At 69.7% G+C, this 23106-nt stretch carries 25 protein-coding genes and 1 tRNA gene; 14 read left to right on the top strand and 12 right to left on the bottom strand.

Annotation, left to right across the window (positions count from 1 at the left end; all coding sequences use genetic code 11):
• Positions 1–15: 15 nt before the first annotated feature.
• From PWG71_RS03265 to PWG71_RS03250, 4 genes are all read right to left on the bottom strand, one after another.
• Complete coding sequence (locus PWG71_RS03265; protein WP_274807941.1) at positions 16–573, bottom strand: hypothetical protein; 558 nt, start codon at positions 571–573, stop codon at positions 16–18.
• Positions 570–2201 (bottom strand): hypothetical protein, encoded by a 1632-nt coding sequence (locus PWG71_RS03260; RefSeq protein WP_274807940.1) that lies wholly within the window; start codon positions 2199–2201, stop codon positions 570–572. Before PWG71_RS03260 ends, PWG71_RS03265 begins: the two co-directional genes overlap by 4 nt.
• Complete coding sequence (locus tag PWG71_RS03255; protein ID WP_274807939.1) at positions 2194–2934, bottom strand: hypothetical protein; 741 nt, start codon at positions 2932–2934, stop codon at positions 2194–2196. Before PWG71_RS03255 ends, PWG71_RS03260 begins: the two co-directional genes overlap by 8 nt.
• Before the next feature lie 132 nt (positions 2935–3066).
• A complete protein-coding gene (locus PWG71_RS03250; RefSeq protein WP_274807938.1) occupies positions 3067–3798 on the bottom strand; it encodes a Crp/Fnr family transcriptional regulator in 732 nt (243 codons plus the stop codon).
• Between the two features lie 175 nt (positions 3799–3973).
• On the opposite strand from PWG71_RS03250, the gene PWG71_RS03245 reads away from it, so the two are divergent.
• Positions 3974–4504, top strand: a complete 531-nt coding sequence (locus PWG71_RS03245) for a TOPRIM nucleotidyl transferase/hydrolase domain-containing protein (RefSeq protein WP_274807937.1) — start codon at positions 3974–3976, stop codon at positions 4502–4504.
• A gap of 199 nt (positions 4505–4703) precedes the next feature.
• On the opposite strand, the gene PWG71_RS03240 is transcribed toward PWG71_RS03245, so the two are convergent.
• A complete protein-coding gene (locus PWG71_RS03240) occupies positions 4704–5798 on the bottom strand; it encodes an FAD-dependent oxidoreductase (protein WP_274807936.1) in 1095 nt (364 codons plus the stop codon).
• A gap of 602 nt (positions 5799–6400) precedes the next feature.
• Between PWG71_RS03240 and PWG71_RS03235 the strand changes: the two genes are divergently transcribed.
• Entirely contained in the window at positions 6401–6661 is a 261-nt protein-coding gene (locus PWG71_RS03235; protein ID WP_274807935.1) for a hypothetical protein, read from the top strand.
• A 143-nt stretch (positions 6662–6804) separates the two neighbouring features.
• On the opposite strand, the gene PWG71_RS03230 is transcribed toward PWG71_RS03235, so the two are convergent.
• Together PWG71_RS03230 and PWG71_RS03225 are read right to left on the bottom strand one after the other, a co-directional pair.
• Positions 6805–7326 (bottom strand): DUF421 domain-containing protein, encoded by a 522-nt coding sequence (locus PWG71_RS03230; RefSeq protein ID WP_274807934.1) that lies wholly within the window; start codon positions 7324–7326, stop codon positions 6805–6807.
• Between the two features lie 192 nt (positions 7327–7518).
• Positions 7519–7968, bottom strand: a complete 450-nt coding sequence (locus PWG71_RS03225) for a MarR family winged helix-turn-helix transcriptional regulator (protein ID WP_274807933.1) — start codon at positions 7966–7968, stop codon at positions 7519–7521.
• Between the two features lie 82 nt (positions 7969–8050).
• Here PWG71_RS03225 and PWG71_RS03220 point away from each other — a divergent pair, with 82 nt between their 5' ends.
• Positions 8051–8494 carry a hypothetical protein gene (locus PWG71_RS03220; RefSeq protein WP_274807932.1) on the top strand — a complete coding sequence of 148 codons (444 nt, stop codon included), beginning with the start codon at positions 8051–8053 and terminating at the stop codon, positions 8492–8494.
• A gap of 53 nt (positions 8495–8547) precedes the next feature.
• Here the strand turns inward: PWG71_RS03220 and PWG71_RS03215 are convergent.
• Together PWG71_RS03215 and PWG71_RS03210 are read right to left on the bottom strand one after the other, a co-directional pair.
• A tRNA-Pro gene (locus PWG71_RS03215) sits at positions 8548–8621 on the bottom strand.
• Between the two features lie 87 nt (positions 8622–8708).
• Positions 8709–9794 carry a class I SAM-dependent methyltransferase gene (locus PWG71_RS03210; RefSeq protein WP_274807931.1) on the bottom strand — a complete coding sequence of 362 codons (1086 nt, stop codon included), beginning with the start codon at positions 9792–9794 and terminating at the stop codon, positions 8709–8711.
• A 658-nt stretch (positions 9795–10452) separates the two neighbouring features.
• On the opposite strand from PWG71_RS03210, the gene PWG71_RS03205 reads away from it, so the two are divergent.
• The 5 genes from PWG71_RS03205 to PWG71_RS03185 all read left to right on the top strand — a co-directional run bounded on the left by PWG71_RS03205 (position 10453) and on the right by PWG71_RS03185 (position 15257).
• The gene (locus PWG71_RS03205; protein WP_274807930.1) at positions 10453–11691 is read left to right on the top strand and encodes a helix-turn-helix domain-containing protein; all 1239 of its coding nucleotides are present in this window, start codon (positions 10453–10455) and stop codon (positions 11689–11691) included.
• 170 nt (positions 11692–11861) lie between these two features.
• Entirely contained in the window at positions 11862–12362 is a 501-nt protein-coding gene (locus tag PWG71_RS03200) for a hypothetical protein (protein ID WP_274807929.1), read from the top strand.
• A gap of 121 nt (positions 12363–12483) precedes the next feature.
• The gene (locus PWG71_RS03195; RefSeq protein WP_274807928.1) at positions 12484–13230 is read left to right on the top strand and encodes an SDR family NAD(P)-dependent oxidoreductase; all 747 of its coding nucleotides are present in this window, start codon (positions 12484–12486) and stop codon (positions 13228–13230) included.
• 88 nt (positions 13231–13318) lie between these two features.
• Positions 13319–13915 carry a TetR/AcrR family transcriptional regulator gene (locus PWG71_RS03190; protein ID WP_274807927.1) on the top strand — a complete coding sequence of 199 codons (597 nt, stop codon included), beginning with the start codon at positions 13319–13321 and terminating at the stop codon, positions 13913–13915.
• Between the two features lie 73 nt (positions 13916–13988).
• A complete protein-coding gene (locus PWG71_RS03185) occupies positions 13989–15257 on the top strand; it encodes an MFS transporter (RefSeq protein WP_274807926.1) in 1269 nt (422 codons plus the stop codon).
• A 19-nt stretch (positions 15258–15276) separates the two neighbouring features.
• Here PWG71_RS03185 and PWG71_RS03180 read toward each other — a convergent pair whose 3' ends face one another.
• Positions 15277–16491 carry an MFS transporter gene (locus PWG71_RS03180; RefSeq protein WP_274807925.1) on the bottom strand — a complete coding sequence of 405 codons (1215 nt, stop codon included), beginning with the start codon at positions 16489–16491 and terminating at the stop codon, positions 15277–15279.
• Positions 16492–16737: 246 nt separating this feature from the next.
• On the opposite strand from PWG71_RS03180, the gene PWG71_RS03175 reads away from it, so the two are divergent.
• From PWG71_RS03175 to PWG71_RS03165, 3 genes are all read left to right on the top strand, one after another.
• Positions 16738–17679: a bacteriocin fulvocin C-related protein gene (locus PWG71_RS03175; protein ID WP_274807924.1), complete on the top strand. Its 942-nt coding sequence runs from the start codon at positions 16738–16740 to the stop codon at positions 17677–17679.
• 502 nt (positions 17680–18181) lie between these two features.
• Complete coding sequence (locus PWG71_RS03170) at positions 18182–18697, top strand: AAA family ATPase (RefSeq protein WP_274807923.1); 516 nt, start codon at positions 18182–18184, stop codon at positions 18695–18697.
• 499 nt (positions 18698–19196) lie between these two features.
• Positions 19197–20429, top strand: a complete 1233-nt coding sequence (locus PWG71_RS03165) for a Shedu immune nuclease family protein (RefSeq protein WP_274807922.1) — start codon at positions 19197–19199, stop codon at positions 20427–20429.
• A gap of 563 nt (positions 20430–20992) precedes the next feature.
• Here the strand turns inward: PWG71_RS03165 and PWG71_RS03160 are convergent.
• Entirely contained in the window at positions 20993–21244 is a 252-nt protein-coding gene (locus tag PWG71_RS03160; protein ID WP_274807921.1) for a hypothetical protein, read from the bottom strand.
• Complete coding sequence (locus tag PWG71_RS03155; protein ID WP_274807920.1) at positions 21241–21537, bottom strand: hypothetical protein; 297 nt, start codon at positions 21535–21537, stop codon at positions 21241–21243. The genes PWG71_RS03160 and PWG71_RS03155 overlap by 4 nt, the downstream gene beginning before the upstream one ends.
• A gap of 133 nt (positions 21538–21670) precedes the next feature.
• On the opposite strand from PWG71_RS03155, the gene PWG71_RS03150 reads away from it, so the two are divergent.
• The 3 genes from PWG71_RS03150 to PWG71_RS03140 all read left to right on the top strand — a co-directional run bounded on the left by PWG71_RS03150 (position 21671) and on the right by PWG71_RS03140 (position 23092).
• Positions 21671–22546, top strand: a complete 876-nt coding sequence (locus PWG71_RS03150; protein ID WP_342455934.1) for a helix-turn-helix domain-containing protein — start codon at positions 21671–21673, stop codon at positions 22544–22546.
• Complete coding sequence (locus PWG71_RS03145) at positions 22521–22709, top strand: DUF397 domain-containing protein (protein WP_274807919.1); 189 nt, start codon at positions 22521–22523, stop codon at positions 22707–22709. Before PWG71_RS03150 ends, PWG71_RS03145 begins: the two co-directional genes overlap by 26 nt.
• 194 nt (positions 22710–22903) lie before the next feature.
• On the top strand, positions 22904–23092 hold the full coding sequence (locus PWG71_RS03140) for a helix-turn-helix domain-containing protein (protein WP_274807918.1): 189 nt from the start codon (positions 22904–22906) through the stop codon (positions 23090–23092).
• Positions 23093–23106: the final 14 nt, after the last annotated feature.

The raw sequence follows: 23106 nt of genomic DNA, 5'->3' as shown, positions 1-23106 counted from the left end.
ACGAGCGGGTCCGGTTCAGCCGCCATGGCGTCCCTCGATCACGCACAGGGAGGAGTGCAGGTCCTCCACCGCTCGGGTGGTGCGCGCCATCTCGCCGACCACGGCGCTGCCACCGCGCACCAGGGCCAGGAGGCGCCGCAGGAGTCCGGGACCGACCTCGCCGGTGTCCGTGATCTCCTCTTCGGCGCGCGCCAGCGCGTCGTCGACCGCTTCGACCTCGAAGGTCCGGGGCCGACGGCCGAGGGCGGCGCGCACCCCGGCCAGATCGTCCAGGACCTGGACGGTCACCGCGTCGACGCGGACGGAGGCGTTCACCGCCACCCCGTCCTCACCGGTGACCAGGGCACCGCCGGTGATGTGCCCGGCGATCACCGCCTGTCCCGGTGGCGCGCTGACCGGTCGGGCGGTGACCGGGGGGAGCGGGGCCACGGCCCCCTCGGTGCGGGAACGGTCCTCGGCCCGGCCCCGGGCGCCGGTCACCACCGCGCCACCGGTGATGGACCCTCCGACGTAGAGCCCGCCCCCGGCCGGGGCGGTCTCCTCCTGTTCGGGATCGTCGTGGTGTCGCGTCATGTGCTTCCCCTCTCACTCTGTGAAGCGGAACCGTCGGTGGAGTTGTCCTCCGCGTGGGAGCCGGACCCGGTGGAGATGGCGCCGCCGGTCATCGAACCGCCGACGAAGACGGCCCCGTTGCCCAGATGGACGGCCCGCCGCCGGAACTCCTCGGTCTCGTATCCGGCCTGTTCGAGCGCTTGGTTCACGCCCTCGGCGATGCGCAGTTCGATGGTCTTGACGTAACGGATCACGTCCATCCGCTGGAAGTGGGAGAGACCTCCGCCCGCCGCGTACTGGCGCACCGAGAACACCGGTCCCCGGATCCGCCGGTCCTCGTCGTCGGAATTGCGGCCGGACCCGCCCGGCTTCGAGGTCCGCGACAGGACGTCGAGGACCTTCCGGATCCCGGCGTTGCGGGACATCAGTCCGTCGATGACGTCGTCCACGTCCACACCGGAGGTGAGCGCCTCCACCACGGCGGACACGACATGGAAGTCGTCGTTCAAGGGCGCCAACAGATAGGGGACGATCTCCAACAGGAGTACGCCGCCCTGGGTGTGGACCCGCACGAAGACGGTGACGACCACCTGTTCGTCCCAGCCGCCGACCCGAATGCGCAGGAAGTGTCGGCGTTGTTCGCCGCCCTCGGCGACGGCGGCACGGAGGTGGTCGGCCACCCGGGCGTCGTCGGGGGCCCCCACCGGGAGCCCGCTCCGGAGGGCTCCGTGCGGCAGGGTGCCCGGCAGGAACACGCACTCGGAGATCTCCAGCGCCCCGAGCCGATCGCGACCGCCCCCGGCGGCCGACAGGGTCAGGGACTCCAGTTGAGGCCGGATCAGGTCGACGATGGCGCGTTCGTCGAGCGGACGCCCCGTCTCCTCCCGGGTGTCGGCCCCGCGCCTGCGCAACTCCAAGGCCAGGGACCACATGTTCAGTTCCAGACCCGCTCCGCGGAAGGGGGAGTCGAGCCGGTACGGGATCAGCGCGGAGTGCTGTTCTCGGGCGACCCAGCGCAGCAGTGATCCGTGTTTCGTGGACGGTTGGACGGGAGGGCCACCCGTGAAGGTCTCCTCGCTCAGCTCCCGGGCCAGGATGCGCTTGATCCGCTCGCGGTGGTCGCGCCACGCCAGCCAGGGCAGGAAGAGGAGGTCGGCCTCTCGGGCCCGCTCCACCGCGGTCCGGCCCGTATCGCCGGGCAGGAAGTGGACACCGACCCGAACGCAGAGCGCGAGGAGCACGACCACCATCACGACGAGGGGCAGGGCGGACTCCCTCCCTCGGACGACGATGTCGAACCACCCGACGACCAGAAGGACCGAGATGATCGTCAGCGTGAAGAGGCACACGCCCCGGGCGAACGTCAGCTTCCGGGAGAACTCCTCGTCGATGTCGCGGGCGCGCAGGCAGTGGGCGATCACCGGCACCAGGTCGAACCCGTAGGAGGGGGCGACGACCCGACGCGGGTCGTCCACCAGCCGGTTCAGGACGACCCGGCGGAACGCCGCGTCGAGGTAGGCGGCCAGGCACATCAGCCGGGTCACCTCGGGAGAGGTGCCGGTGGGCGGGTCGTAGGCGAACTCCGGCCGGTCCGGGCCGTCGGGGTCCTCCCCCGGGACGGGGAGGACCCGGGTGGGCGCGTCAGACATCCCGCACCGCCTCGAAGACGACCGTCCCCGGGTCCGGGCGGCGTACGGCGGGACGGGCGACCTCGGCGGCCCCGGTCGCATCGCCCTCGTGCGCGGCGTTCCCGGACGCGGCGGCGCGGGGGCGGACGGAGGGGCGCGGCACGTACAGGTGCCCCGTGGCCCGGTAGCCCTTGGCCGGGTGGGACACCTCGATGTCACGGAAGGCACGCGGGGACAGGGCGGTGTACCCGCCCAGGACCGCGTCCTCGTGGGCCCGCGCGGTCAACCCGACGACCAGCAGGGTGATCTCCGGGTCGCTGTCGGCCAGGGCGGCCTTCAGCGGGGCGGCGTCGAGCAGCCGGTGGGTCTCGGTCATCGCGCTGCCGACACCGTCACCGGGCCGGACGCCGCCGCTGTCGGGCAGCGGCCCCAGACCGATCGCGGCGCGCATCCGCAACCAGAGGGCACGGTCCTCGAACGCCAGGTGCGGCTGGGTGTCGGTCAGGACACCGTCGAGTTCGTCCATCAGCGGGTGGACGAGCAGTGGCAGGTACTCCGAGGGGACACCGACGACGTACCCGTCGCCGGTGTGCTGGGGGAACGAGCAGTCCCGCCAGAGGTCGGCCAGGCCGGCGCGGTCGAACGCCTCCGCCAGCACGTCCCGCACGGTGGTGTTGAGGATCCCCTGGTGGCGTGAGGGGGTACGGGAGAATCCTTCGGCGTCGAGTGCCAGCACGGCGCGCTGCGGCGGCATTGCGAGGCTCGTGCGACGGGCACGACGAGACGTCTCCGCCATGGTCTGTTGACTCCTGAGTGACGAATGAGGGACGCACACGGCCCTCTCGGACCGCATGGCCACCACTGTCACCCGGGGATGACCGTCCCTTTACCCAGAACTGTGCATCCGGAGGGACGTTCTTCCCGGATGTGTCCCTGATTCGGTCGATACACCCCCGTCGCCGTCCGACAGGGCCCGGCGCAGTCGTTCCGCGCCGTGGATCACCAGGCTTCCCCGGTCGGTGGAGACGACCCCGTCCTCGCGCAGCCGACGGAGTTCCCCCTGGACCCATGAGAGGGATCGGCCGACGGCCTCACCGAGTTCGCGCTGGGTCAGGTGCAGCTCGATGGGTCCCCGCCCCGCACCTCCGGAAGGGCCCGCGAGCCGGAGCATGGTCTCGGCCAGCCGCTCGCGCGAGGTGAGCTTGGCCATCTCGGTGCGCAGCGACTCGCTCTCCTGCTGCCGGCGCACGATGTGCTCCCACAGGAGACGTTCGAGGACCATGTTGCGCACCAGGGTCCGGAACCGGTCCCCGGCGATCACGTACGTGGTGCAGGACCCGCGGGCGGCCCGTACCGTCGCGGTGCGCGGCAGCCCCGACAGCACCGACATCTCCCCCAGCACCTCGCCGGGGCCGCGCATCGCCATCAGCGCCTCGGTGCCGTCGCGCAGCAGCACGGAGATCTTGACGTCCCCGCCCTGGAGGACGTGAACGGTGTCGTCCCGCTCCCCCTGGCCCATGATCGGCTCCGAGGCGCGGTGCACCCGCACGGATCCGGACCGTACGAGGGCGTCCCATTGGTCGTCCTTCAATAACCCGCCGAAGCCCTGCCTGCTCACCGTCGCGCCTCCCCGGGCCGCTCGCCACCTCACACGTCCATGGTGCGCGATGCGGCATCGGCGTCGATCGGGGATCGCTTCGGCCGTTGTCCAAGCGTGACGTCACATGACCGGACATGCCACGTGCCGGAAAAGAACTCCCCCAGGGCGGGCGCGAGGCCGTAGGGTGGCGCGCGTGGAAGGGCTGAACGGGTTCGACGTCGCGATCCTCGTCGAGGGCGAGAGCGATCGCGCGGCCCTGGTCACCCTGGCGGAGCGGCTCGGTGTGGACCCGGCGGCCCGGGGCGCCGTGATCGTGCCGATGGGCGGCGCCACCAACATCAGCCGCTTCGTGAGCCGGCTGGGTCCACGGGGCGCGGGGGCGCGCCTGGTGGGACTGTGCGACGCGGGGGAGGAACGGCACTTCGACCGGGCCTTCGCGCAGGCGGGGCTGGGGCGGGACTTCCACGTGTGCGTGGCCGATCTGGAGGACGAGCTGATCCGGGCCCTGGGCGTCGCCGGGGTGGAACGGGTGATCGCCGGACAGGGCCGGGAACGGTCCTTGTGGACCTACCGTCGGCAGCCGGCGCACCGGAGCCGACCGGCCGACCGGCAGCTGCACGGGTTCATGAGCAACGAGAAGGAACGGTACGCCCGTGCGATGGCCCGAGCGCTGGACCCGGACCGGGTTCCGGAGCCGTTGGCGGCGATCCTGACGGCGATGTAGCCGGCGGGGAGCCGGGCAGAGGTCCGCGGGCGGCGGTCGGGGCGCGCGCGGATGTTCCACGACCAGGGCCTCAGCCGGCGCCCCGAGCGTGCACGTGCCCCGTGGTCGGGGCCTCGGACGGCGCCCCGGGCGCACGGGCAGCCCACGACCGAGGCCTCAAGTAGCGATCCGGGCGCGCGGACACCCCACCACCGAGGCCTCAAGCGGCGACCGGGGCGCTCAGGTGGTCCACGACCTGCCGGGCGACGGTCCGTCCCGCCCGGTTGGCGCCGATCGTGCTGGCCTGGGGTCCGTACCCGGCGAGGAACACGCGCGGGTCGCGCACCGAACGGCCCCGCTCGACCTTGAGCCCGCCCTCGGGTTCACGCAACCCCAACGGGGCCAGGTGGGTGAGCTCGGGGCGGAAGCCCGTGGCCCAGATGATGGCGTCCACGGGCGCGAAGGAGCCGTCGGCCCAGCGCACCCCGTGGGGTTCGATCGCGGTGAACGGGGGGCGGGCCACCAGCAGGCCGCGTTCGACGGCGGCCAGGTTCCGCTCGGTGGCGGGCAGTCCCGTACCGCTGGAGATACTGGGCAGCGGCCGTCCGGCGCGGGCGGCCTCATCGGCCCGGTCCACCGCGGCGATCCCGGCTCCGGGATCGTCGACGAAGCGGACCGGGCGACGGGTGACCCAGATCGTCTCGGCGGCGACCCCCTCCAGTTCGTGGAGGAATCCGACGGCGGAGGTGCCCCCGCCCACGACCAGCACCCGCAGCCCCGAGAAGTCCTCCGCCGCCCGGTAACGCGGCGTGGACACCTGCACGCCCCGGAAGTCCGCGACCCCCGGGAAGGAGGGCCGGAACGGCCGCGCCCAGGTGCCGCTCGCGTTGACCAGCGCCCGGGTGAGGAGCGCGCCCCGGTCGGTCTCCACCAGGAGTCGGCCGTCCCCGGCCTCCCGCACCCGGGACACCGTGGTCGGGCGGCGCACCCGCAGGTCGAAGGCGCGCTCGTAGCGGTCGTAGTACTCGCGGACGACGTCCCGGGCGGGTCGGGTGCCGTCGGCGGTGGCGAAGCTCAGACCGAGTTCCCGCATGCCCGGCAGGTCGTCGACCTTGTGGGCGTCGTCCAGGCGCAGCGCCTCCCAGCGGAACTGCCAGGCCCCGCCGGGGGCGGGACCCCGGTCGAGCACGACCGCGTCGGTTCCGGGGACCAGGCCCAGGCGGCGCAGGTGCCAGGCCACCGAGAGCCCGGCCTGGCCCGCGCCCACCACGACCACGTCGGTCTCCTCCGGTGCCGCCGGCGCGGTAGCCGTCATGGTGTCCCCCTTCGCGTCGTCCACCGTCCAAGGGCAACAACGCGCGCCCGGGTTTCTTCCCCGCTGTTCAGGAGTGGTCCTCGCGCTCCTGGACGGGGGTGTCGGAGGCGTGCCGCACATGATGCGCGGCCGTCCGGGGGCGGGGGCGGTGTCGGCGAACCCGTGCCGTACACCGGGGCCGACGGCCGGGGTGTCCCGGCGCGGGCCGGGCCCGGGTGCCGGCCTGCCCGGACGGGCCCCGGACCGCCTCCGAGGTGGGGCGCGTGCGCGAGGGCGGTGTCGACGGCCTCCCACCACCCGGCGGTGCCGCGCCGGTCCCACCCGGTGCACGCGCGTCGGGGGAACAGGGTCCTGCGCACCCGCACCCTGAGGGGCGAGGCCCTCCTCAGCCGCGGTCGGTCTCCGGCGGGAACACAACGGCACGAAATCACATAATTCTCATAGGTGAATTCACTTGACCATCGCTTTGCCTTTGCTTTTCCCCTGCTTTGACCCAACGGATTCTATGATCCTCACGATCCGGAAAAGCGCGACCGCGCGCCATCGCCCCCACGATGACCCATTCCGGGCGCCCTTCAACGGGAACACAGAAGAGGTGTCCAGTGAAGTTCGCCAAGACGCTCACCGTAGCCGCCATGACGGCCGTCGTCACCCTCGGCCTCGCCTCCCCCGCGGCCGCGGTCGAACCGCAGCCGCAGTGCGAGCACAACGGCAACGTCAGCCCCTGCTGGGAGTACTACTCCTGGTACTGGACCTACTCCGCCTGCCACGCGGAGGGCCGCAAGCAGGTGCAGAACGCCCGGTACTCCGACTACCTCTGCGACGGCGGGGCCACCGTCTACCTGTGGCTGCGCCGAGTCTGACCCGATACGCATGAAAAGGGTCCCGTCGACATCGGCGGGACCCTCCTTTTTCGAACACGGCGACGCCCGAAAAAGAGATGCGCGCACCACGAAAAGGGATTTCCGAAAAACCGCCCCTGCCGACCGTCCGGAATTCCGGACGGTCACCGTCCCCGGCCCTTCCGTACGCCCTCCAGCAGCCACGGATCCACCTCCCGCCCCTGGAGCACGCTGATGTCCCCGGTCGTCTCCAGTACGACCGCGCGCACCGAGTCCATGCTCCCGACATCGGCGCTGCGCAGTTTCGACCGCAGGTCGTCCTCGGTGATCCGTGACCTCCTCATGTTGTCCTGGAGCATCGTGCCCTCGGACATGAGCAGCAGCGGGGCGTTGTCGACCACCCGCTGGAACGGCGAGAAGCGGCGCAGCAGGGCGATGACGACCTGGAGAAGGTAGAGCACCGCCAGTGCCGTCATGCCCTCCACGAGCGTCACCTGCGCCACCGCGACCGTCGCCACGAGCGATCCGACGGCGACCGTCATGGCGAAGTCGAAGCTCGACATCTTGGAGAAGCTGCGCAGCCCCGCGATACGCGTGTAGGTGATGACGGTGGCGAAGATGCCGACCGCGGAGAACAGGATCAGCGACAGCCGGTCGAGTGCGACACCGAAGAGACTTTCCAGCATGCCGGACCACCTACCCGCCCGACCGCCGGGGGAACCGCCCGTGCCGCCGCGGCCCGTTCACCGGCGTGACGTGCACGAACACGACATCGTGCTCCCAACCGGTGTCACGGCTCCGCCGCGTCCCGTCGCGTGCCACGGGGTTCGGAACCCGGGCCCCGGAGCCCGATCGGTCACCCCCGGTCCGTGCGCGGTCTACCCGCTCCGTCCCGGACCGCCGGGCGCGCCGTCACCCGCCAGCCGGGCGGCCAGGTCGAGGAACACGACGCGCTCCGGTTCCGAGAGCGGGCCCAGGAACCGGTCCTGGACACCGGAGAGCACGGCGTCGAGCCGGAGCAGTTCCGCGCGGCCCGCCTCCGTGATGGAGACGCGGTTGCGCCGACGGTGGGCCGGATCGGGCTCGCGCACGGTGAGGCCGCTCCGGCCGAGGGCGTCGAGCGAGGTCGTGACGTCACTGCGGTCGAGATCGGTGAGCCGCCCCAGGTCGGCCTGGCTCAGCGGACCGGACTCCTCCAGGGCGGCGAGCACGCGGTAGTGGTACGGGCGCGCACCGGCCTCCGCGAACGCCTCGTGCAGGAGCCGGTGGGAACGCAGGTGCGCCCGGCCCACCAGCCAGGTCGCCCGATCGTCGAGTCGCCGAACCATGCCGCCCACGATACCGCTTGTTGGCGATACCAACACTCATGTAATGTTGGTCGGACCAACAATCAGGAAGAAGGAGATCGCCATGATCCCGTTCGGAACCCGACTCATCGGCCGCACGGAGAAGACCCTCAACGCGCTCCTCACCGCCGTCCTCGCCGACAGCGGACTGTCCGAGCCGCAGTGGGTCGCGCTCCGCATCGCCGAGCACTTCGAGGGGCCCGGCGACCTGTCCGCGCACATCCGCGACCAGACGCACTTCCCCGACCCCGATTCCCTGCTGGCCGACCTGACCGAACGCGGCCTGATCTCCGATGGAAGGATCACCGACACGGGCCGGGGGTTCCTCGGCCGGACCGGGGAACGCATCGCCGAACTCACGGACCCGATCTGGGAGCGCCTGTCCGCCGACGACACCGCGGCCGCCGAGCGCGCCCTCAACACCGTCCTGGAGGGGACCCGCGCCGTCCTCGCCGCCCTGCCCACCGCTCACGCGCGGCCCGCGGCGGGCCTGTCCAGCGGAGGGTGAAGGGCACCGGACATGCGAAAAGGGCGTTCACCGTGGTGAACGCCCTTCCTCTGTCGGGACGACAGGATTTGAACCTGCGACCCCTTGACCCCCAGTCAAGTGCGCTACCAAGCTGCGCTACGTCCCGTCCGCCGGACGACCGTCGTCTCCGACGTCGCCAACAGGTAGAACCTTACCGCACTCCACGGCCCGCCGAGACCGAGGGCCGCCCGGTTCAGCCCTGGGCACAGACGTAGTAGTTGTTGAACGGGTCGATGTCGTTCTCCTCGATCCGCACCCGGCCGAACCCCGCCTCGGCCAGCATGGCGCGCGCCTTCTGCTCGCCCCACGCCGTGCCCAGGCCATCGCCGCCCAGGGCCAGGGACACCGTCATGCAGTGCATGAGGGAGACCGTGTAGAGGAACGTCGCCCACGGCAGCTCCGCGTTCTCGTGCAGGTCGCTCGACGCCTTGATGTCCGCCATGAGGAACACGCCGTCGGGCCGCAGCGCCCGGTGGATCCCGGCGAGCACCCGGGCGGGGTGCGCCTGGTCGTGGATGGTGTCGAAGGCCGTGATGAGGTCGTAGCCGTCCTCGATGTCCAGCGTGGAGACGTCGCGCAGCTCGAACCGCACGTTGGACAGCCCCATCGCGTCGGCCTGCCCCCGGGCGAACGCGACGGCCTCCGGGGAGAAGTCGTAGCCGACGAACCGGCTGCGCGGATAGGTCCGGCCCATCACGTTGAGGGCGCGGCCGCGCCCGCAGCCCACATCGGCCACGTCGATGCCCAGGGCCAACCGTTCGGGCAGGCCCTCCACCAACGGCAGTGTCGTGTCGATGAGGGAGGCGTCCACCAGTACACCGCTGTCCTCGGCCATCACCTCCTGGAACCGCTCATAAGCGCTGTAGGGCACGCCACCGCCCCTGCGGAACGCCTCCTCCACCTGCTCGTCCACCCGCGCCAGCATCGACAGGACCGTCAGGAGCCGGGCGAGGTTGTCGGGCCCGGCCGCGCGGGTCAGACAGGCGGCGTGCTCGGGGGGCAGCAGGTAGGTACCGGACGGCGGGTCGTACTCGATCACCCCGGCCATGGTCGCGCCGGCCAGCCACTCGCACACGTAGCGCTCGTTCAGACCGGCCTCGTGCGCCACCTCCGGGCCGGTCATCGCGCCTCGGCCCGCCATCGTGTCGAACAGGCCCAGCCGGTGTCCCAGACCGCACAACAGGGCGGCGCTGCCGGAGTCCATGAAGCCGATCAGCCGACCGGCGAACTCCTCCACCGCGTCCCGGTCCAGTGCCTGCCCTGTGGTCTGCGTGGTCATCACGGGCTCCTCGGTCAAGGGTGATCCACCCGCCCGGCGGCGGGTCGTCGAACCGACCGGCACCCTTGCCCGTGTGGGGTTCCGCGGCTCTTCGCGAGGGTCGCAGGGTACGCCGGCCGCCAACACGGTAATCGGACATTCTACTCTTCTCCCCCTTGAACACCGGGGGTCCCGAAGCCCCGTGGCCGCCTGTGGCCAGGGGCCCGTCACCGTGGCGCGAGGGCCGGACCCCGCACCCGTGCCCCTCCCGTCCGCGCCGATCGACCCGCCTTCACAGCGGTGGGACGACCGGCAAGGGTCTCCCGTTCACCGCGACCGACGCCCGTCACCGGATCCTCACCGGAGGGCACCGGTGCGGCCGGGGCCACCGTGTCCGGACACGACCGACGCCGTGCCCGGGGAGGCGCTCGCCGCCGGTGCGCGCCGCGCTCGCGCCCCCACCTCGCGAACCGTGTCCGCCGTCCTCCGCCGACCGGTCCGGGGTGATCGACCGTCCCCCGTGGGGGCGCGAGCGCGGTGGCGGGACGATGCGCCGGCGACGGATCGTGCCGAAACCCTCCCGGAGCGTGCCCGCCGCCCCTACTCTGGTGCCCTCCCCCACGGGGGAATGTCATGGGACGCCGCCCCCGAGGGCGCGGCGCACCGGGAAGGACGACACGTGACCTTCGACGACGTCGGGGAATCCGTCGACCCCGAGATACCCTTCGGCACCCGCCTCCGACTGCACCGCACCCGCAGGGGCATGACCCGCGAGGTCCTGGGCGGGATGGTGGGCCGGTCCGCCTCCTGGGTGAAGGCGCTGGAGACCGGTCGGTTGGGTACCCCCAAGCTGCCGCTCCTGCTCAAACTGGCCGAGGCGCTGCGGGTACGCGACCTGGCCGCGCTGACCGGGGCCCGGTCGATCCCGGTGGAACCGTTCAGCGGCCCCGGGCACCGGCGGCTGCCCGCCGTGCGGGCCGCGATCAACGTGTTCATCCCGCTCACCGACCGACCCCCGCCCACCCTCCCCCACCTGCGGTCCCGCCTGCGGGGAGCATGGCGGGCCCGGCACGCGGCGCCCGACCACCGCGAGGTGCTGGGCGCCCTGCTGCCCGGCCTGATCGAGGACGCCCAGGCGGCCGTGCACGGGGCCGACGGGGAGTCCGACCGGCGCGCCGCCCGCGCGGCGCTGTCGGAGGTGTACTCGCTGGCGCAGTTCTTCATCGCCTACCAGCCGGCGCAGAGTCTGCTGTGGCGGGTGTGCGAACGCGCGGTGGTGACGGCCCGGGAGTCCGACGACCCGCGCGCCCTGGGCATCGCCGCCTGGCTGATGACCCAGGCGCACCGCGACGCGGGCGACTGGGACGCCGCCGACGCGGTGGCCGAGGGCGCGTTGGCGCACCTGGGCACCCGGATCACCGAGCGGGACTCCGACGAGCTGCTGTCCCTGTGGGGCGCCCTCCAGTTCGAGGCCGGGTACACCGCGGCCCGCCGGGGCGAGGGCGGTACGGCCTGGCAGCGGTGGGACACGGCACGACGGGTCGCCGAACGGCTCCCCGCCGGGTTCTATCACCCGGTGACCTCCTTCTCGAAGGCGATCATGGGCGCGCACGCGGTCACCGTGGCCGTGGAGCTGCGCAACGGCGGCGAGGGGGTGCGCCAGGCCATGCGCTCGGAGGCGCACGTCATCCCGTCGCGTCCGCGCCGTGCCCGGCACCGGATCGAGCAGGCCCGCGCCCACCGGTCGGACGGCCGTGAGGGCGAGGCGCTGCGGTTGCTGGCACAGGCGCACGCCACCGCCCCGGAGACCGTCCGCTACAACGGCCACGCCCGCGCCATGATCATCGAGGGCCTGCGGTCGCGCGAGCACCGTGCGGCGGCGGGCGCCCTGGCCGACCGGGTGGGCCTACCGGCCTGAGTTTTACCTGACGGGGGGCACATTCCGTGCCCCCCGTCCGGGCCTTGACGGGTTAACGTCGGTGGGGTCCCGGATCGGGGGTCCGGGACCCCACCGACGTTTCGAGGATCATCGACGATGACGCACACCGTCGCCCGCGCACGGGGTGATCACGGGTGAGGGGCGGAGCGGTGACGCCCGCCCCCGGGGACGAGGCGGCACGGGGGCCGACGCGCGAGGGGCGCGAGGACGTGCTCACCGCCCACGACCGGGCCGGGATCGACGCGTGGGCGCGGGCCATGGGGACCACCGTCCGACAGGTGGACGAGGACTGGGAGTCCATCACCTACGAGGCGGAGTCCACCGGACCCGACGGGGTCCGGCTGCGCTGCCGGTACCGGTACCGGATCCCCCCGGTGGCGGCGATGCGGCGGTTGGCGCGCACCCATGTCGTGGGGATGGTGCACGAGGTCGACGGGGCGCGCTGCCATCACGTGCGCCGGGTCATCCCGATGGGCACGACCGACTCCGAGTTGCGCCACAACGCCGTCCTGATCGCCTCGGCCCTGATCGACCTGCAACGTCACGGTCGGTGCGGGGCCGGTGCGGCCACCCTGGTCCCGTACATGGTGGTGCCCGCCCTGGAGTGGGAGGGCCGACCCCCGGGAGGGCCGACCCACCGCCGGGGGTGACCCACGCCACCCCCGGGCTCCCTCCGGGCGTGCTAGGTTCTCCGTATTGGAACGAGCGATCCAAAATTGGTCGCCCCCTCGTTCCCCCCTGCGTTTCGATCACGGATCGGGAGATCACGACATGAACGGCATCCTCGACGGCAAGCGGGCCCTGATCACCGGTGGCGGCCGGGGCATCGGCGCGGCCATCGCCCTGCGCCTGGCACGGGACGGGGCGGCGGTGGCGATCGGCTACGGCTCCGACCGGCGAGCGGCCGAGGCCACCGCGGCCCGGATCGGTGAGCACACCGGCGGGAAGGCGGTGACCCTCCAGGCCGACACCGGCCGTCCCGAGGAGGCCGAACGGCTGGTGGAGGAGGCCGCCGGCCTCTTGGGCGGCCTCGACATCCTGGTCAACAACGCCGGGGTCATCACGGCCGGCCCCATCGAATCACTGACCCCCGAGGCCGCGGCACGGGTGATCGACGTCAACGTGCTCGGCCCCCTGCTCCTCTCCCGCGCCGCCGTCCGGCACCTGGGCGACGGAGGGCGGATCGTCAACATCGGCTCCTCCCTCGGCGAGCGGGTGCCCTCCCCCGGACTGGCCGCCTACTCCGCCTCCAAGGCCGCGATCACCGGACTGACCAAGGCGCTCGCCCGCGAACTGGGGCCGCGCGGCATCACCGTCAACGAGGTCGCCCCCGGCTCCACCGACACCCGGATGAACCCCCAGGACGGCCCCGGGGCCGAGGACCAGAGGCGGGGATCGGCGCTGGGACGCTTCGGCGCCCCGGAGGAGATCGCCGAGGCCGTCGCCCACCTGGTCTCGCCCCGGGCCGGTTTCACCACCGGGACCCGCCTGGGCGTGGACGGGGGGTCCAACGCCTGAGCGCCCACCGCCGGGCCCTTCCGCGGCCCGCCCCGACCCGCGCCCCGGTTTTGGTCCGATCGGTCCACAAACTGGTAGCGTGACGCCCATGGGCAGACCACGGGGATTCGATGAGGAACGGGTGATCGAGGCCGCCCGCGACGCGTTCTGGGCCAAGGGGTTCGACGGCACCTCCACCGCCGACCTGTGCGAGGCCACCGGGTTGAACCGCAGCAGTCTGTACAACACGTTCCGGTCCAAGGAGCACCTGTTCCACCGGGCCCTGGCGCACTACATCACGACGATGACGGGCCGCCAGATGGCGTTGTTGGACGACGCCGACCGTGATGGCCTGGAGCGGATCCGCGCCCTGCTCGAACAGATCGTGGACGACGCGACGCGGGTCCGCGCGCCGGGCTCCGGATCCGGCTGCTTCGTGGTCAACACCACCACCTCCGTCGCCTCGCGTGATCCCGAGATCGCCCGGGTGCTCGCCGCCGACCTGGACCGACGGCTGACCGGCCTCCGGCTCGCCGTCATGGCCGGTCAGGCCGACGGATCGGTGCGCCCCGACCGCGACCCCGAGGCGTCGGCCTGGTACGTCACCTCGGTCATCTCCGGGATCCGGGTGGCCGCCCAGTCCGGCGCCGAGCGCCCGGCCCTGGAGGCGGTCGCCGCGACCGCCGTCGAGTCACTGCGCCCCTGAGGCCACCGGCCCGACCTCGTTCCGCGCGCCCCCATTTTGAAACGAACAGTTCATAAAAACGAGGAGAGATCCCGTGCCCCCTGCCGTGCCCCTCCTGGCACTCGGCCTGTTCGCCATGGTCACCAGCGAGTTCCTCGTCGGCGGCCTCATGCCGCAGATGGCCGAGGACCTGGAGACCACCGTCACCCGCATCGGCCACCTCATCACCGCGTTCGCGGTGGCCATGAGCCTGGGCGGCCCGGTCTCGGCGCTGGCCGTCGTGCGGCTGCGCGCCGACCGGGCCCTGCTGGTGCTGTTCGGCGTCTTCTTCGCCGGCAACACCCTGGCCGCCCTGGCCGACTCCTACGCGACCATGATGGCGGCCCGGATCATCACCGGGGCCGCCTCCGGCGGCTTCTTCGGCGTGGCCGTGTCCACCGCGTCCCGCCTGGTCCCACCCCACATGCGCGGACGCGCCATCGGCGTGACCCTGCAAGGGGTGATGGTCGGGACCCTGCTGGGCCTGCCACTGTCGACGTTCCTGGGCGGTCAGTTCGGCTGGCGGGCCGCCTTCGCCGCCGTCGGCGTCCTCACCCTGCTGGTCGCCGTGGTCACCGCGTTGTACCTCCCTCGCCTGGAACCGGCCGGACCGGGCACCGGACGCGGCGACGGCGCCGGACTCCGAGAACCACGGCTGTGGGCGCGCATGGCGACCTCCACGCTCATCATCGGCGCGACCTTCAGCGCGTTCTCCTACTTCACCCCGATCCTCACCGAGGTCACCGGATTCTCCCGGGAGGTCGTTCCGCTCCTCCTGCTCGGCTACGGGGCGGCGACGGTGGTGGGCACCACGGTGGTCGGTCGGCTGGCCGCCTCCCGCGCGATCTCCGTCATCGTGGTGGGCCTGGCCCTCAACACGATGTTCCTGACCTGCTTCGCCCTCTTCGCCGACCTGCCCCTCCCGGTCCTGGTCGCCATGGCCGGCATCGGACTGGTCGGCATCACCCTCAACCCGGCGATGGCCACCCGCGTGCAGCGGATGGGCGGGACCGGGACCATGGTCAACACCGTCCACACCTCGTTCATCACCCTGGGCGTGGTGGTCGGCTCATGGGCGGGCGGAGTGGGCATCGAGGCCTTCGGGCTGCGCGCACCGCTATGGATCGGTGTCGCCCTGGCACTGGCCGCCCTGCTCGCGATGACACCCGCCGTACTGGCCGCCCGCCGGTCCCCCGCACTCCGTCGATCCGACGGAGCGGTACCACCGGATCGTGGCGACGGCGCGGTTCCCGCGCCCGGCGCCCCGACCGCCCGGAGGGCGGCCCCGGGAGGGAACGCCCCCGAGCTCACCCGGGAGGCCTGACGCCCGGCCCGGGACCGCGTCACCGCAGGGCGGCGCCCTCGTCGGCGTGCCACCACGACCGGGACCGCCCGCGCAATCCCCAGATGGTGGCGGCCGTCAGGCCCAGGACCACGGCCGCGGCGACATAGGGCGCCGAGGGCGCGAACTGCTGGAACAGCCACCCGCCGAGCAGCGGGCCGACCACCCGGGCCCCGGAGTTCACCGACTGGGAGACCCCGAAGGCCTCGCCCTGACGCTCCTGGGGCGTGACCCGGGAGATCGCCGCCATCGTGGTGGGGGCGTTGGTGGCGTTGCCCGCGGCGATCAGGGCCGCCGGCAGCGCCACGTGCCACCACTCACCGGCCAGGGGGACCAGCGCGGCGCCCCCGGCGAGGACCGTCGCGCCGATCGCCATCAGGGTGATCTCCCCCAGTCGCCGGGACAACCACCGGGTGGCGGTGAGCTGCACCAGCACGATGAGAAAGCCGACGTACATGAACAGCAGGCCGTTCTCCACCGGACCGAACCCGAGCCGGTCCGCCGTGAACAGGGGGAACTGGGAGTCGATCATCGAGAAACCGACCATCACCGCACCCGAGACGGCCAGGAGCGGGACCAGTCCGGGCAGGGCCCGCAGGCCGCCCCGCCCTCCGGTGACGCGCGCGACGCCGGGGGTGGTGCCCGAGGCGGCGACGCCGCCGCGCGGGAGCGCGACCAGCGCCCACACGATGTTGACCAGGCACAGGAGCGCCGCGGCGAAGAACGGCAGCCGGTCGTCGCCCAGGACGACCAGGAGGGAGGCGATGCCCGGACCCAGCACGATGCCCGACCCGATGCCGACGCCGACGACCGCCATCCCCCCGGCCCTGCGCTCGGGCGGCAGCACGTCGGCGACCACCCCTTGGGCGGCGGCGGTGCTGGCCGCGCAGGCACCGGACAGGATCCGGCCGACGAACAGCGCGGCCAGCGAACCGGCCAGGCCGATGGTCAGGTGGCCCACCGCCGCCCCGGCCGCGGTCACCGCGATGACCGGGGCCCGCCCCCACCGGTCCGAGGCCCGCCCCACGGCGGGGGCGAGCAGCAGTTGGGCGAGCGAGTAGACGGCGATCAGAGCGCCGATGACGGCCGGGGAGGCGTCGAACTCACGGGCGTACGTGGGAAGGATCGGCACTATCATCCCGAAACCCAGCATGTCAATGAACACGGTGATGAAAACCGCGCCGAGAGCGCTTTTCTCGGAAAATTCTCGCTTCATTCCATCACCCGCGTACATGAAAGGTCCATTGACACGGGAAAGGCTATCCACCGACATGACGACAGGGGACACCGAGTCCCCCTCTCACCTCGGAAGACACCGAAATCCCCGTGCCCAAAGGCATCCGCACCCTCGCGAACGGAACTCCCCGGCACGGAAAAGCCCTTCTGCACCCCTTGACCGGAACCGGGTTCCAGGAAATAACTACATTCGACGAAGTGGCCGATCCCCACCGAAAGACACAGGATGAGACCACGCGAAACCCCCCGTTGGATCCTGGCCTTCGACGCGTCCTGCGAGCGCTGCCGCGCCGTGTCCGACATGGTCCGGGACACCTGCTCGGACAGGATCGAACTCCTCCCCCTGGCGCACACCGACGTGGAGCGGTGGCGGCGCGAGGTCTACGGAGCGCACGCCCCGTGGACCCCCACCCTGATCCGGGTCGACGCCGACGGGCCCCGGGCCTGGACCGGCCCGGCGCTCGGTGTCCGGCTCCTCACCCGCCTGGGACCCGTCCCGACCCTGCGCCTGATCGGCGCGCTGAGCCGCCTGCGCGACCCGGGCGCCGGGAGCGGGGTCGACCGCAAGGGTTTCCTGCGCGCGGGTGCCGGACTGGGCGTGGCCGTCGGCCTCGTCCTGGCCGGACGCACCCCCGCCCTGGCCGACGCCTCGGAGGTCACCCGGGCGCAGACCTGGGCGCGGACCAACCGGGGTCGGCTCCCGGAACGGCTCGACGCCTTCGGATCCCACTCCATGACCTACCGCCGCGCGATCTTCGGCGAGCTGTCCCCCCGGGCGCGCAGCCGTCTGTGGGTCGAGCACCTGGACCGCTACCGCCGTGAGCACCCCGAGCCGACCGCCGCCCAGCGGGAGGTGTTGGAGCGCGCCGGGGAACTGCTGTCCGAGCCGGCCCTGTTCACCACGTTCCGCACCGGACCCGACGCCGAACTCGACCATCTCAAGGAGAGCGCGATCGCCGCCTTCGGCGAGCGGGAGGCCCACGCGCTGCTCGCCACGCTCGGTCCGCCCGAGGAGTCCTCGGTGCGCGCGGCGGCGGCCGACTGCACCTGCTCCCAGTCCAACGACTGGTGTGGTGGCGGCGACGTCTGCGCGGGGTTCCAGGGCTGCACGCACGTCCGCGGCTGCGGGCTCATCTTCCTGTGGATCTGCAACGGGCACTGCCGGTGAGGTGACCCGCCCGGGTACGGGGCGAGGGCGTTCACGAACGTCCTCGCCCGATGACGGTCCCGCGTTCGCGCGCGTTCCGCGTTCACGATGATCGCGGCCCGCGACCACTCGGCGGCGGCGGGCGCGGTGTTCTCCTCGATCCCGTTCCGGAACCGCACCCCGCCAGAAGAGGACACCCGGCACACGTGACAGCTACGGGTCCGGTCGGCTCTCCCGGCTCATGGGCCCGACAGGTTCGAGATCACCGCTGAGCGCCACGAGCCGGCCCCGGGCCGCCTGGATCGCTACCACTGCGCCGATGTCGAGCGACTCGCGACGACGGAGCGGTCTTTTTGACCGGTCCTTCCGTGCTCCCACGCCGGTTTCGACCGATGCTCCTCACGCTTCTCCGGGCCCGGCGGGCGACCGGCGGGTCGGCGTCTCTCCGACCACGGTGATCGAGTGGCCGGACATTCCTGCCAGACCCTGCGTCCCGCCTCACATACCCTTGTAAAATCCAGCCATGGGCGTGAGGAACTATCTGATCGAAGGCGTTTCCTGCACCGGAAAGACCTCGGTCTGTAGAGAATTGCATCGGCGAGGCCACCACGCCATCAATGGTGACCGTGAGTTGGCCTATCAAGGCGACCCGAAAACCGGACGACCAACGGACGGCTTCAGGCACGAGCACCACATTTGGAATATCGACAAGGTGAAATCCCTGGTCGCCGACCAAGGCAGCACGGTGACGTTCTTCTGCGGCGGCTCCAGGAACTCCGCAGAGTTCATGGACCTCTTCGACGGCGTCTTCGTCCTTGAGGTCGACCTCGAAACATTGAATCGACGCCTCGACGAGCGACCGGACGACGAGTGGGGCGCGAGGCGGTCGGAACGCGACCTCGTCGTTCGCTTGCACCGGACGAAAGAAGACATTCCGAAGAACGGGATCGTCATCGACGCGACCGAACCACTCGATCGCGTCGTCGACGCGATCATCCGCCATGTGGGGGAAGAGATGATTCCGGTGACGCGGATGTGAGGTTTCGGGCGGTCGACCCCGGCCGGGGCGAAGCGTCCCGGCCGGGGTGGGACGTCGGCCAGCGCCCCCAGCGATGGACGCCATCCCGCACGACGTGGGCCAACGGCCCACCCGACCCCGGTTCAACCCCACCCCGACCCCGCCGGGAACGCGGAGAAGGGCCCACCTGACGGTGGACCCTTCTCGGACCTGCTACTGCCCTGTCGGGACGGCGGGATTTGAACCCACGACCCCTTGACCCCCAGGCACACCCGGCGTAGCCGCCGGGGGTCGCGGACCATCACCCCACAATACGAACCCGCAGGCCGGGCCCCCGCCCCGGCCACCGAGCAACGGGACCGGTCACCGAGGGGCGCCCATAGGCGCCCCTTTTTCAACCCCACCGCTACCCCACCTCGGGTCTCCTGTCCTCTCCTGATGAATCCTCAGGTTTCCAAGCAGCATGGGAACATGTGGGACATAATAGAGCCCGAAAGGCCATCACCCTAGAAGGGCCTCCATGATGGACTGGAAATCCCTGTTTCCACCAGAGCCAAACAGCGATGCCGACTATGCATCTCTGCGAACCCCAGGGAGAATTTACTTTGGCAAACCTTTTGTTCTAAAAGTTGGACGCAACAGCGAGAAGGGTTCAACAGCCAGGTATTCATGGCAAGTGATCTACGAAGCAAAGCAAAACCAAAACACACCAACAGAAGCCGAGGAAATAGAAGTGGAAATCCACCGGAGCGCCAAGGGGCGCGTTCAGATTCGAGCGAAGATCGTCCGCGACCAAGGCAACGTGACCGAGATCAAGTTTGACAAGATCACCGGGAACCCGGGAAACGCAAAAAGCGAAAACATCCTCAATCTAGACAAGGAATCATCCGATCGCCTTATCAACATGTTCTTGACACTCAGGGAAACAAGCCCTGAAAACTCAGACGAGCCTGCCATAGACAACGAACTACTGAGCTCTGCCATGTCCCTGCCACAGGCAGCCCAAGTAGCGTACAAGATCGACCCCGAAAAATTTAGACTCCTAATTGAGAACGATATAAGCGCGGAAGATGTAGTTGCCGTTGCGGCCCGAAAGAAAAAACTTGAGGAGTTCGATAAGCTCCTTAACAACCCGGAAGAATTTGAGATAAAGCGCCAAGGAGGAAGCCGAGAATCTGTATGGCAGAGGTTCTTTGAAGAAAATCCTTGGATACTCGGAGTAGGACTCTCAAGCCAACTTTTCACAGCATGGGACGATGAGAAGCTTGAAAAGACAGTCGCAGGAGCTAGCGTCGGTGGCCCAGGAAAACGAGTAGACGCCATGCTCACAACGAGTGGCATCGTTCGGTCACTCGTTCTTGCAGAAATAAAGTTGCACGACGACCCACTTCTTGAAAAAATCGAATACCGATCAGGCTGTTGGGCACCTTCACGTGAAGTGACAGGAGGAGTTGCCCAGGCTCACATCACCGCAGAGCGAGCCAAAGAAGATATCGGCAACTGGCTAGAGACTCGCGACACAGAAGGATTTCCAACGGGAGAGAGAATTTATACCGGAACACCTCGATCCTACCTAGTAATCGGACAACTCTCCTCCCTAACAAAAAATGGAGCACCCCATCCAGAAAAAGTAAAATCATTCGAACTCTACCGACATAATTTGTCACACCCGGAAGTAATAACTTATGACGAAGTCTTGGCACGAGCCCAGTGGTCTCTGGAACAGGTGGAAATGAACTCAAAGACAGATTGAATTTCATTAATCCATGTTGGCTAGCAGCCCATGTCGGGCAGCACATCGACCGGGGTGCAGCATCCTTTGAACAGGGAAAAACATCCGTAAGGGTGCACCCGTCATACGGGCCACCCCATTGGTGCACCGACCGACGCACCCACGGGCCGACTCAGCTACTGAGTTCCGCGCGGATCTGCGGATGGGAATGACTACGCCGCGCTCAGGGCATCGCGCAGCTCAGGAACGTCGCGGAACCGTTCCAGAGCCCTTCTCACGACGCGGGGCGTTCGTTGGTGCGCTTGCTGCCGAGACCATTGGCGATCTCCAGCATGCGGCGGGCTGCCTAGGATGCCACTTCGGGCTTGTTTGCGACCACGATCCAGGAGAGGTACAACGCCAGCCTCCGGCCATGGGCGGTGTCGTATCGAGACAGCATGATGCAGTTGGGCAGCAGCACTACCTGCAAAGACCGGTGGAGTTCGGCGTGCAAGTGAGCATTCATGATCTAGGCTCCATTACCGCACGGAACCCCTCCCACCGGAGATCGGTGGAAGGGGTTGGGGGATCCGAGCCGTGCGAGGTCAGAGGTAGCGCTTGGGCAGGTCGTCCCTCCGCAGTTCGGAGAAGGTGATCATCTTCTGTCCGGGGCGGATGAGCACCGCGCCGCCGTTGGCGAAGAAGAGCGTGCCACGCTTCTTGAGGTTGAGCAGCCCGACCGCCGAGCACAGGACCTGTCGGTGGGTGACCCGCTCGACCCCTTCGGTTTCTGCGAGGGTGTCGGCGACCTCGGGCGGGACCTCCGCGAGGTAACGGGGGAACTCGTGTGAGGTCATGTCACCTTCTCCCCTGCCTCGGCGATCTCCAGCACTGCCAGTACCCGGCGCACCATGTCCCGCTCCTGCCCCATGGGCAGGCCCTTCTCCGCCTCCCACACGTCTTGCTCGGTACGGAACGGCTCCCAGAGCCAGAACCAGAACCAACCGCCCTCCGTCCGGGACAGACGGACGTGCTGACTCTGCTTCCCCTTCTTCAGCTCGACCACCTGGCCGGGATGCGGCAGCGCCTTCAGGCCGCTTTCATCCGCCCAGTGGCACAACCGCTTGGCTGCTTCCCTCGTTTCCGACATGAGTGGTTCCTCCCTGGTTATCCCGGAACCCATTCAGGTGTCGTGGGTTAAGTTCTCCGGTGATCCCAGCTTGGGGAACCCACTTCTATCTGGGAAGTGATATCACCAAGCCTCTCAACACTGATAGATCTGTGTGCAAAGAGGTTATGGCGAGGTTGTGAAGGGTGGCTTATCGGTGAAGAAGAAGGTGAAGCCGCACGCCAAGAAGTGGGGAACGGAGCTGAAGAAGTATCGGACCTCAGCCAGCAAGACACAGGCTCAAGTAGCTTCCAGGATCCAAGTGACAGGCACGCTGATCAGCGGTTTCGAGAGCGGAACCCACTGGCCCAGCCGGGACAAGGTCAACCTCATCGATGACTTCCTCGGCGCGGACGGCAAGCTCGTAGAGCTGTGGGTGAAGCTCAGCAACCGGGAGTCCTATCCCAGCTTCCTCTCCGAGTTGGTGAAGGCCGAACCGGCAGCGACGCACATCCGTGAGTTCCACCCCCTGGTCATCTCCGGGCTGCTCCAGACCAGGGCCTACGCGCGGTCCCTGGCCAGGGCATCCAACCGTTTCGCTCCACCCGAGGCGGTGGAAGAGATCGTCGAAGGACGGATGCGACGGCAGCGCATCTGGGACAGGCCGGATCCGCCCAGGGTGCACAGCATCGTGAATGAAGCCGTCCTGCTGGCTCCCACCGGAGGGGTGGGGGTCATGGTGGAGCAGCTCGACAAACTGATCGAACTGGTGGAATCCCATAGGCTGGGGTTGCAGATCGTTCCCTTGAAGACCGGCTTCCACCCCGGCCACACCGGCATGCTGGTCCTGATGTCCTTCGAGGGCCAGCCGGACGCCCTGTACCTGGAGAACGCCCTATCGGGCAGCATGTACCACGGCCCGAAGGTCGAGGAGGCTCACGAGCTTTTCGGTGAACTGCTCGGAGTAGCCTGGTCGCCAGAGGTCTCCTTGGAGCGTCTACGCACGATTAGGAAGGAGTTCCGCGATGGAACTCACCAAGGAATGGCGTAAGTCTTCCTACAGCGGAGGGAACGGCGGCCACTGCGTGGAGGCCAAGCGAACCTCTGACGGCGCCGCCCTCCGTGACACCCAGAACCGCTCCCTCGGCCATATCGAAGCATCCCGGTTGGAGTGGGGAGCACTCCTCACAGCCGTCAAGGGCGCGACCGAGTAGAGCCGTCCCTCCCCCCCACACACCACCCCACTAGTGGCATGAGCACAACGGATCTCCGTTCTTCTGCGGGCCCTGCCGCTTCTAGCGGCAGGGCCCGCAGTGCGTACGCACGCCTTCCACACCCCACCTGAACCCGATCAGGCCCTCCGATCGCGACCAGGAAGTGAAACCCGTCCGCGAGAAGGGACCCCGGTGTGGAACACAAGGTCGCGTACTCCGTCCAGGAAACCGCCCACGCGCTGAGCCTGGGCACCACCACCGTCAAGAAGCTCATCGCCACCGGACAGCTCCCCTCCGTCCGCGTCGGCCGGCGACGCCTCGTCCCCCACTCCGCCCTGGAGACCTACATCAACCACCTCGTAGAGGAGCAGGCGCAGGCCTAGGCCGGACGGGACCG

Source organism: Nocardiopsis sp. N85, from assembly GCF_028882275.1.
GTDB lineage: Bacteria > Actinomycetota > Actinomycetes > Streptosporangiales > Streptosporangiaceae > Nocardiopsis > Nocardiopsis lambiniae.
Note: the sequence above shows the minus strand (reverse complement) of the source record. Positions and strands in the feature narration are given on the sequence as shown.

Bases quoted from the DNA above. Each gene is read 5' to 3' on its own strand.
- PWG71_RS03165 (WP_274807922.1), top strand. From the start codon at position 19,197: ATGATGGACTGGAAATCCCTGTTTCCACCAGAGCCAAACAGCGATGCC.
- PWG71_RS03210 (WP_274807931.1), bottom strand. From the start codon at position 9,794: ATGACCACGCAGACCACAGGGCAGGCACTGGACCGGGACGCGGTGGAG.
- PWG71_RS03145 (WP_274807919.1), top strand. From the start codon at position 22,521: ATGGAACTCACCAAGGAATGGCGTAAGTCTTCCTACAGCGGAGGGAAC.
- PWG71_RS03225 (WP_274807933.1), bottom strand. From the start codon at position 7,968: ATGGTTCGGCGACTCGACGATCGGGCGACCTGGCTGGTGGGCCGGGCG.
- PWG71_RS03230 (WP_274807934.1), bottom strand. From the start codon at position 7,326: ATGCTGGAAAGTCTCTTCGGTGTCGCACTCGACCGGCTGTCGCTGATC.
- PWG71_RS03220 (WP_274807932.1), top strand. From the start codon at position 8,051: ATGATCCCGTTCGGAACCCGACTCATCGGCCGCACGGAGAAGACCCTC.
- PWG71_RS03265 (WP_274807941.1), bottom strand. From the start codon at position 573: ATGACGCGACACCACGACGATCCCGAACAGGAGGAGACCGCCCCGGCC.
- PWG71_RS03195 (WP_274807928.1), top strand. From the start codon at position 12,484: ATGAACGGCATCCTCGACGGCAAGCGGGCCCTGATCACCGGTGGCGGC.
- PWG71_RS03255 (WP_274807939.1), bottom strand. From the start codon at position 2,934: ATGCCGCCGCAGCGCGCCGTGCTGGCACTCGACGCCGAAGGATTCTCC.
- PWG71_RS03180 (WP_274807925.1), bottom strand. From the start codon at position 16,491: ATGAAGCGAGAATTTTCCGAGAAAAGCGCTCTCGGCGCGGTTTTCATC.
- PWG71_RS03160 (WP_274807921.1), bottom strand. From the start codon at position 21,244: ATGACCTCACACGAGTTCCCCCGTTACCTCGCGGAGGTCCCGCCCGAG.
- PWG71_RS03175 (WP_274807924.1), top strand. From the start codon at position 16,738: ATGAGACCACGCGAAACCCCCCGTTGGATCCTGGCCTTCGACGCGTCC.
- PWG71_RS03240 (WP_274807936.1), bottom strand. From the start codon at position 5,798: ATGACGGCTACCGCGCCGGCGGCACCGGAGGAGACCGACGTGGTCGTG.
- PWG71_RS03260 (WP_274807940.1), bottom strand. From the start codon at position 2,201: ATGTCTGACGCGCCCACCCGGGTCCTCCCCGTCCCGGGGGAGGACCCC.
- PWG71_RS03170 (WP_274807923.1), top strand. From the start codon at position 18,182: ATGGGCGTGAGGAACTATCTGATCGAAGGCGTTTCCTGCACCGGAAAG.
- PWG71_RS03155 (WP_274807920.1), bottom strand. From the start codon at position 21,537: ATGTCGGAAACGAGGGAAGCAGCCAAGCGGTTGTGCCACTGGGCGGAT.
- PWG71_RS03190 (WP_274807927.1), top strand. From the start codon at position 13,319: ATGGGCAGACCACGGGGATTCGATGAGGAACGGGTGATCGAGGCCGCC.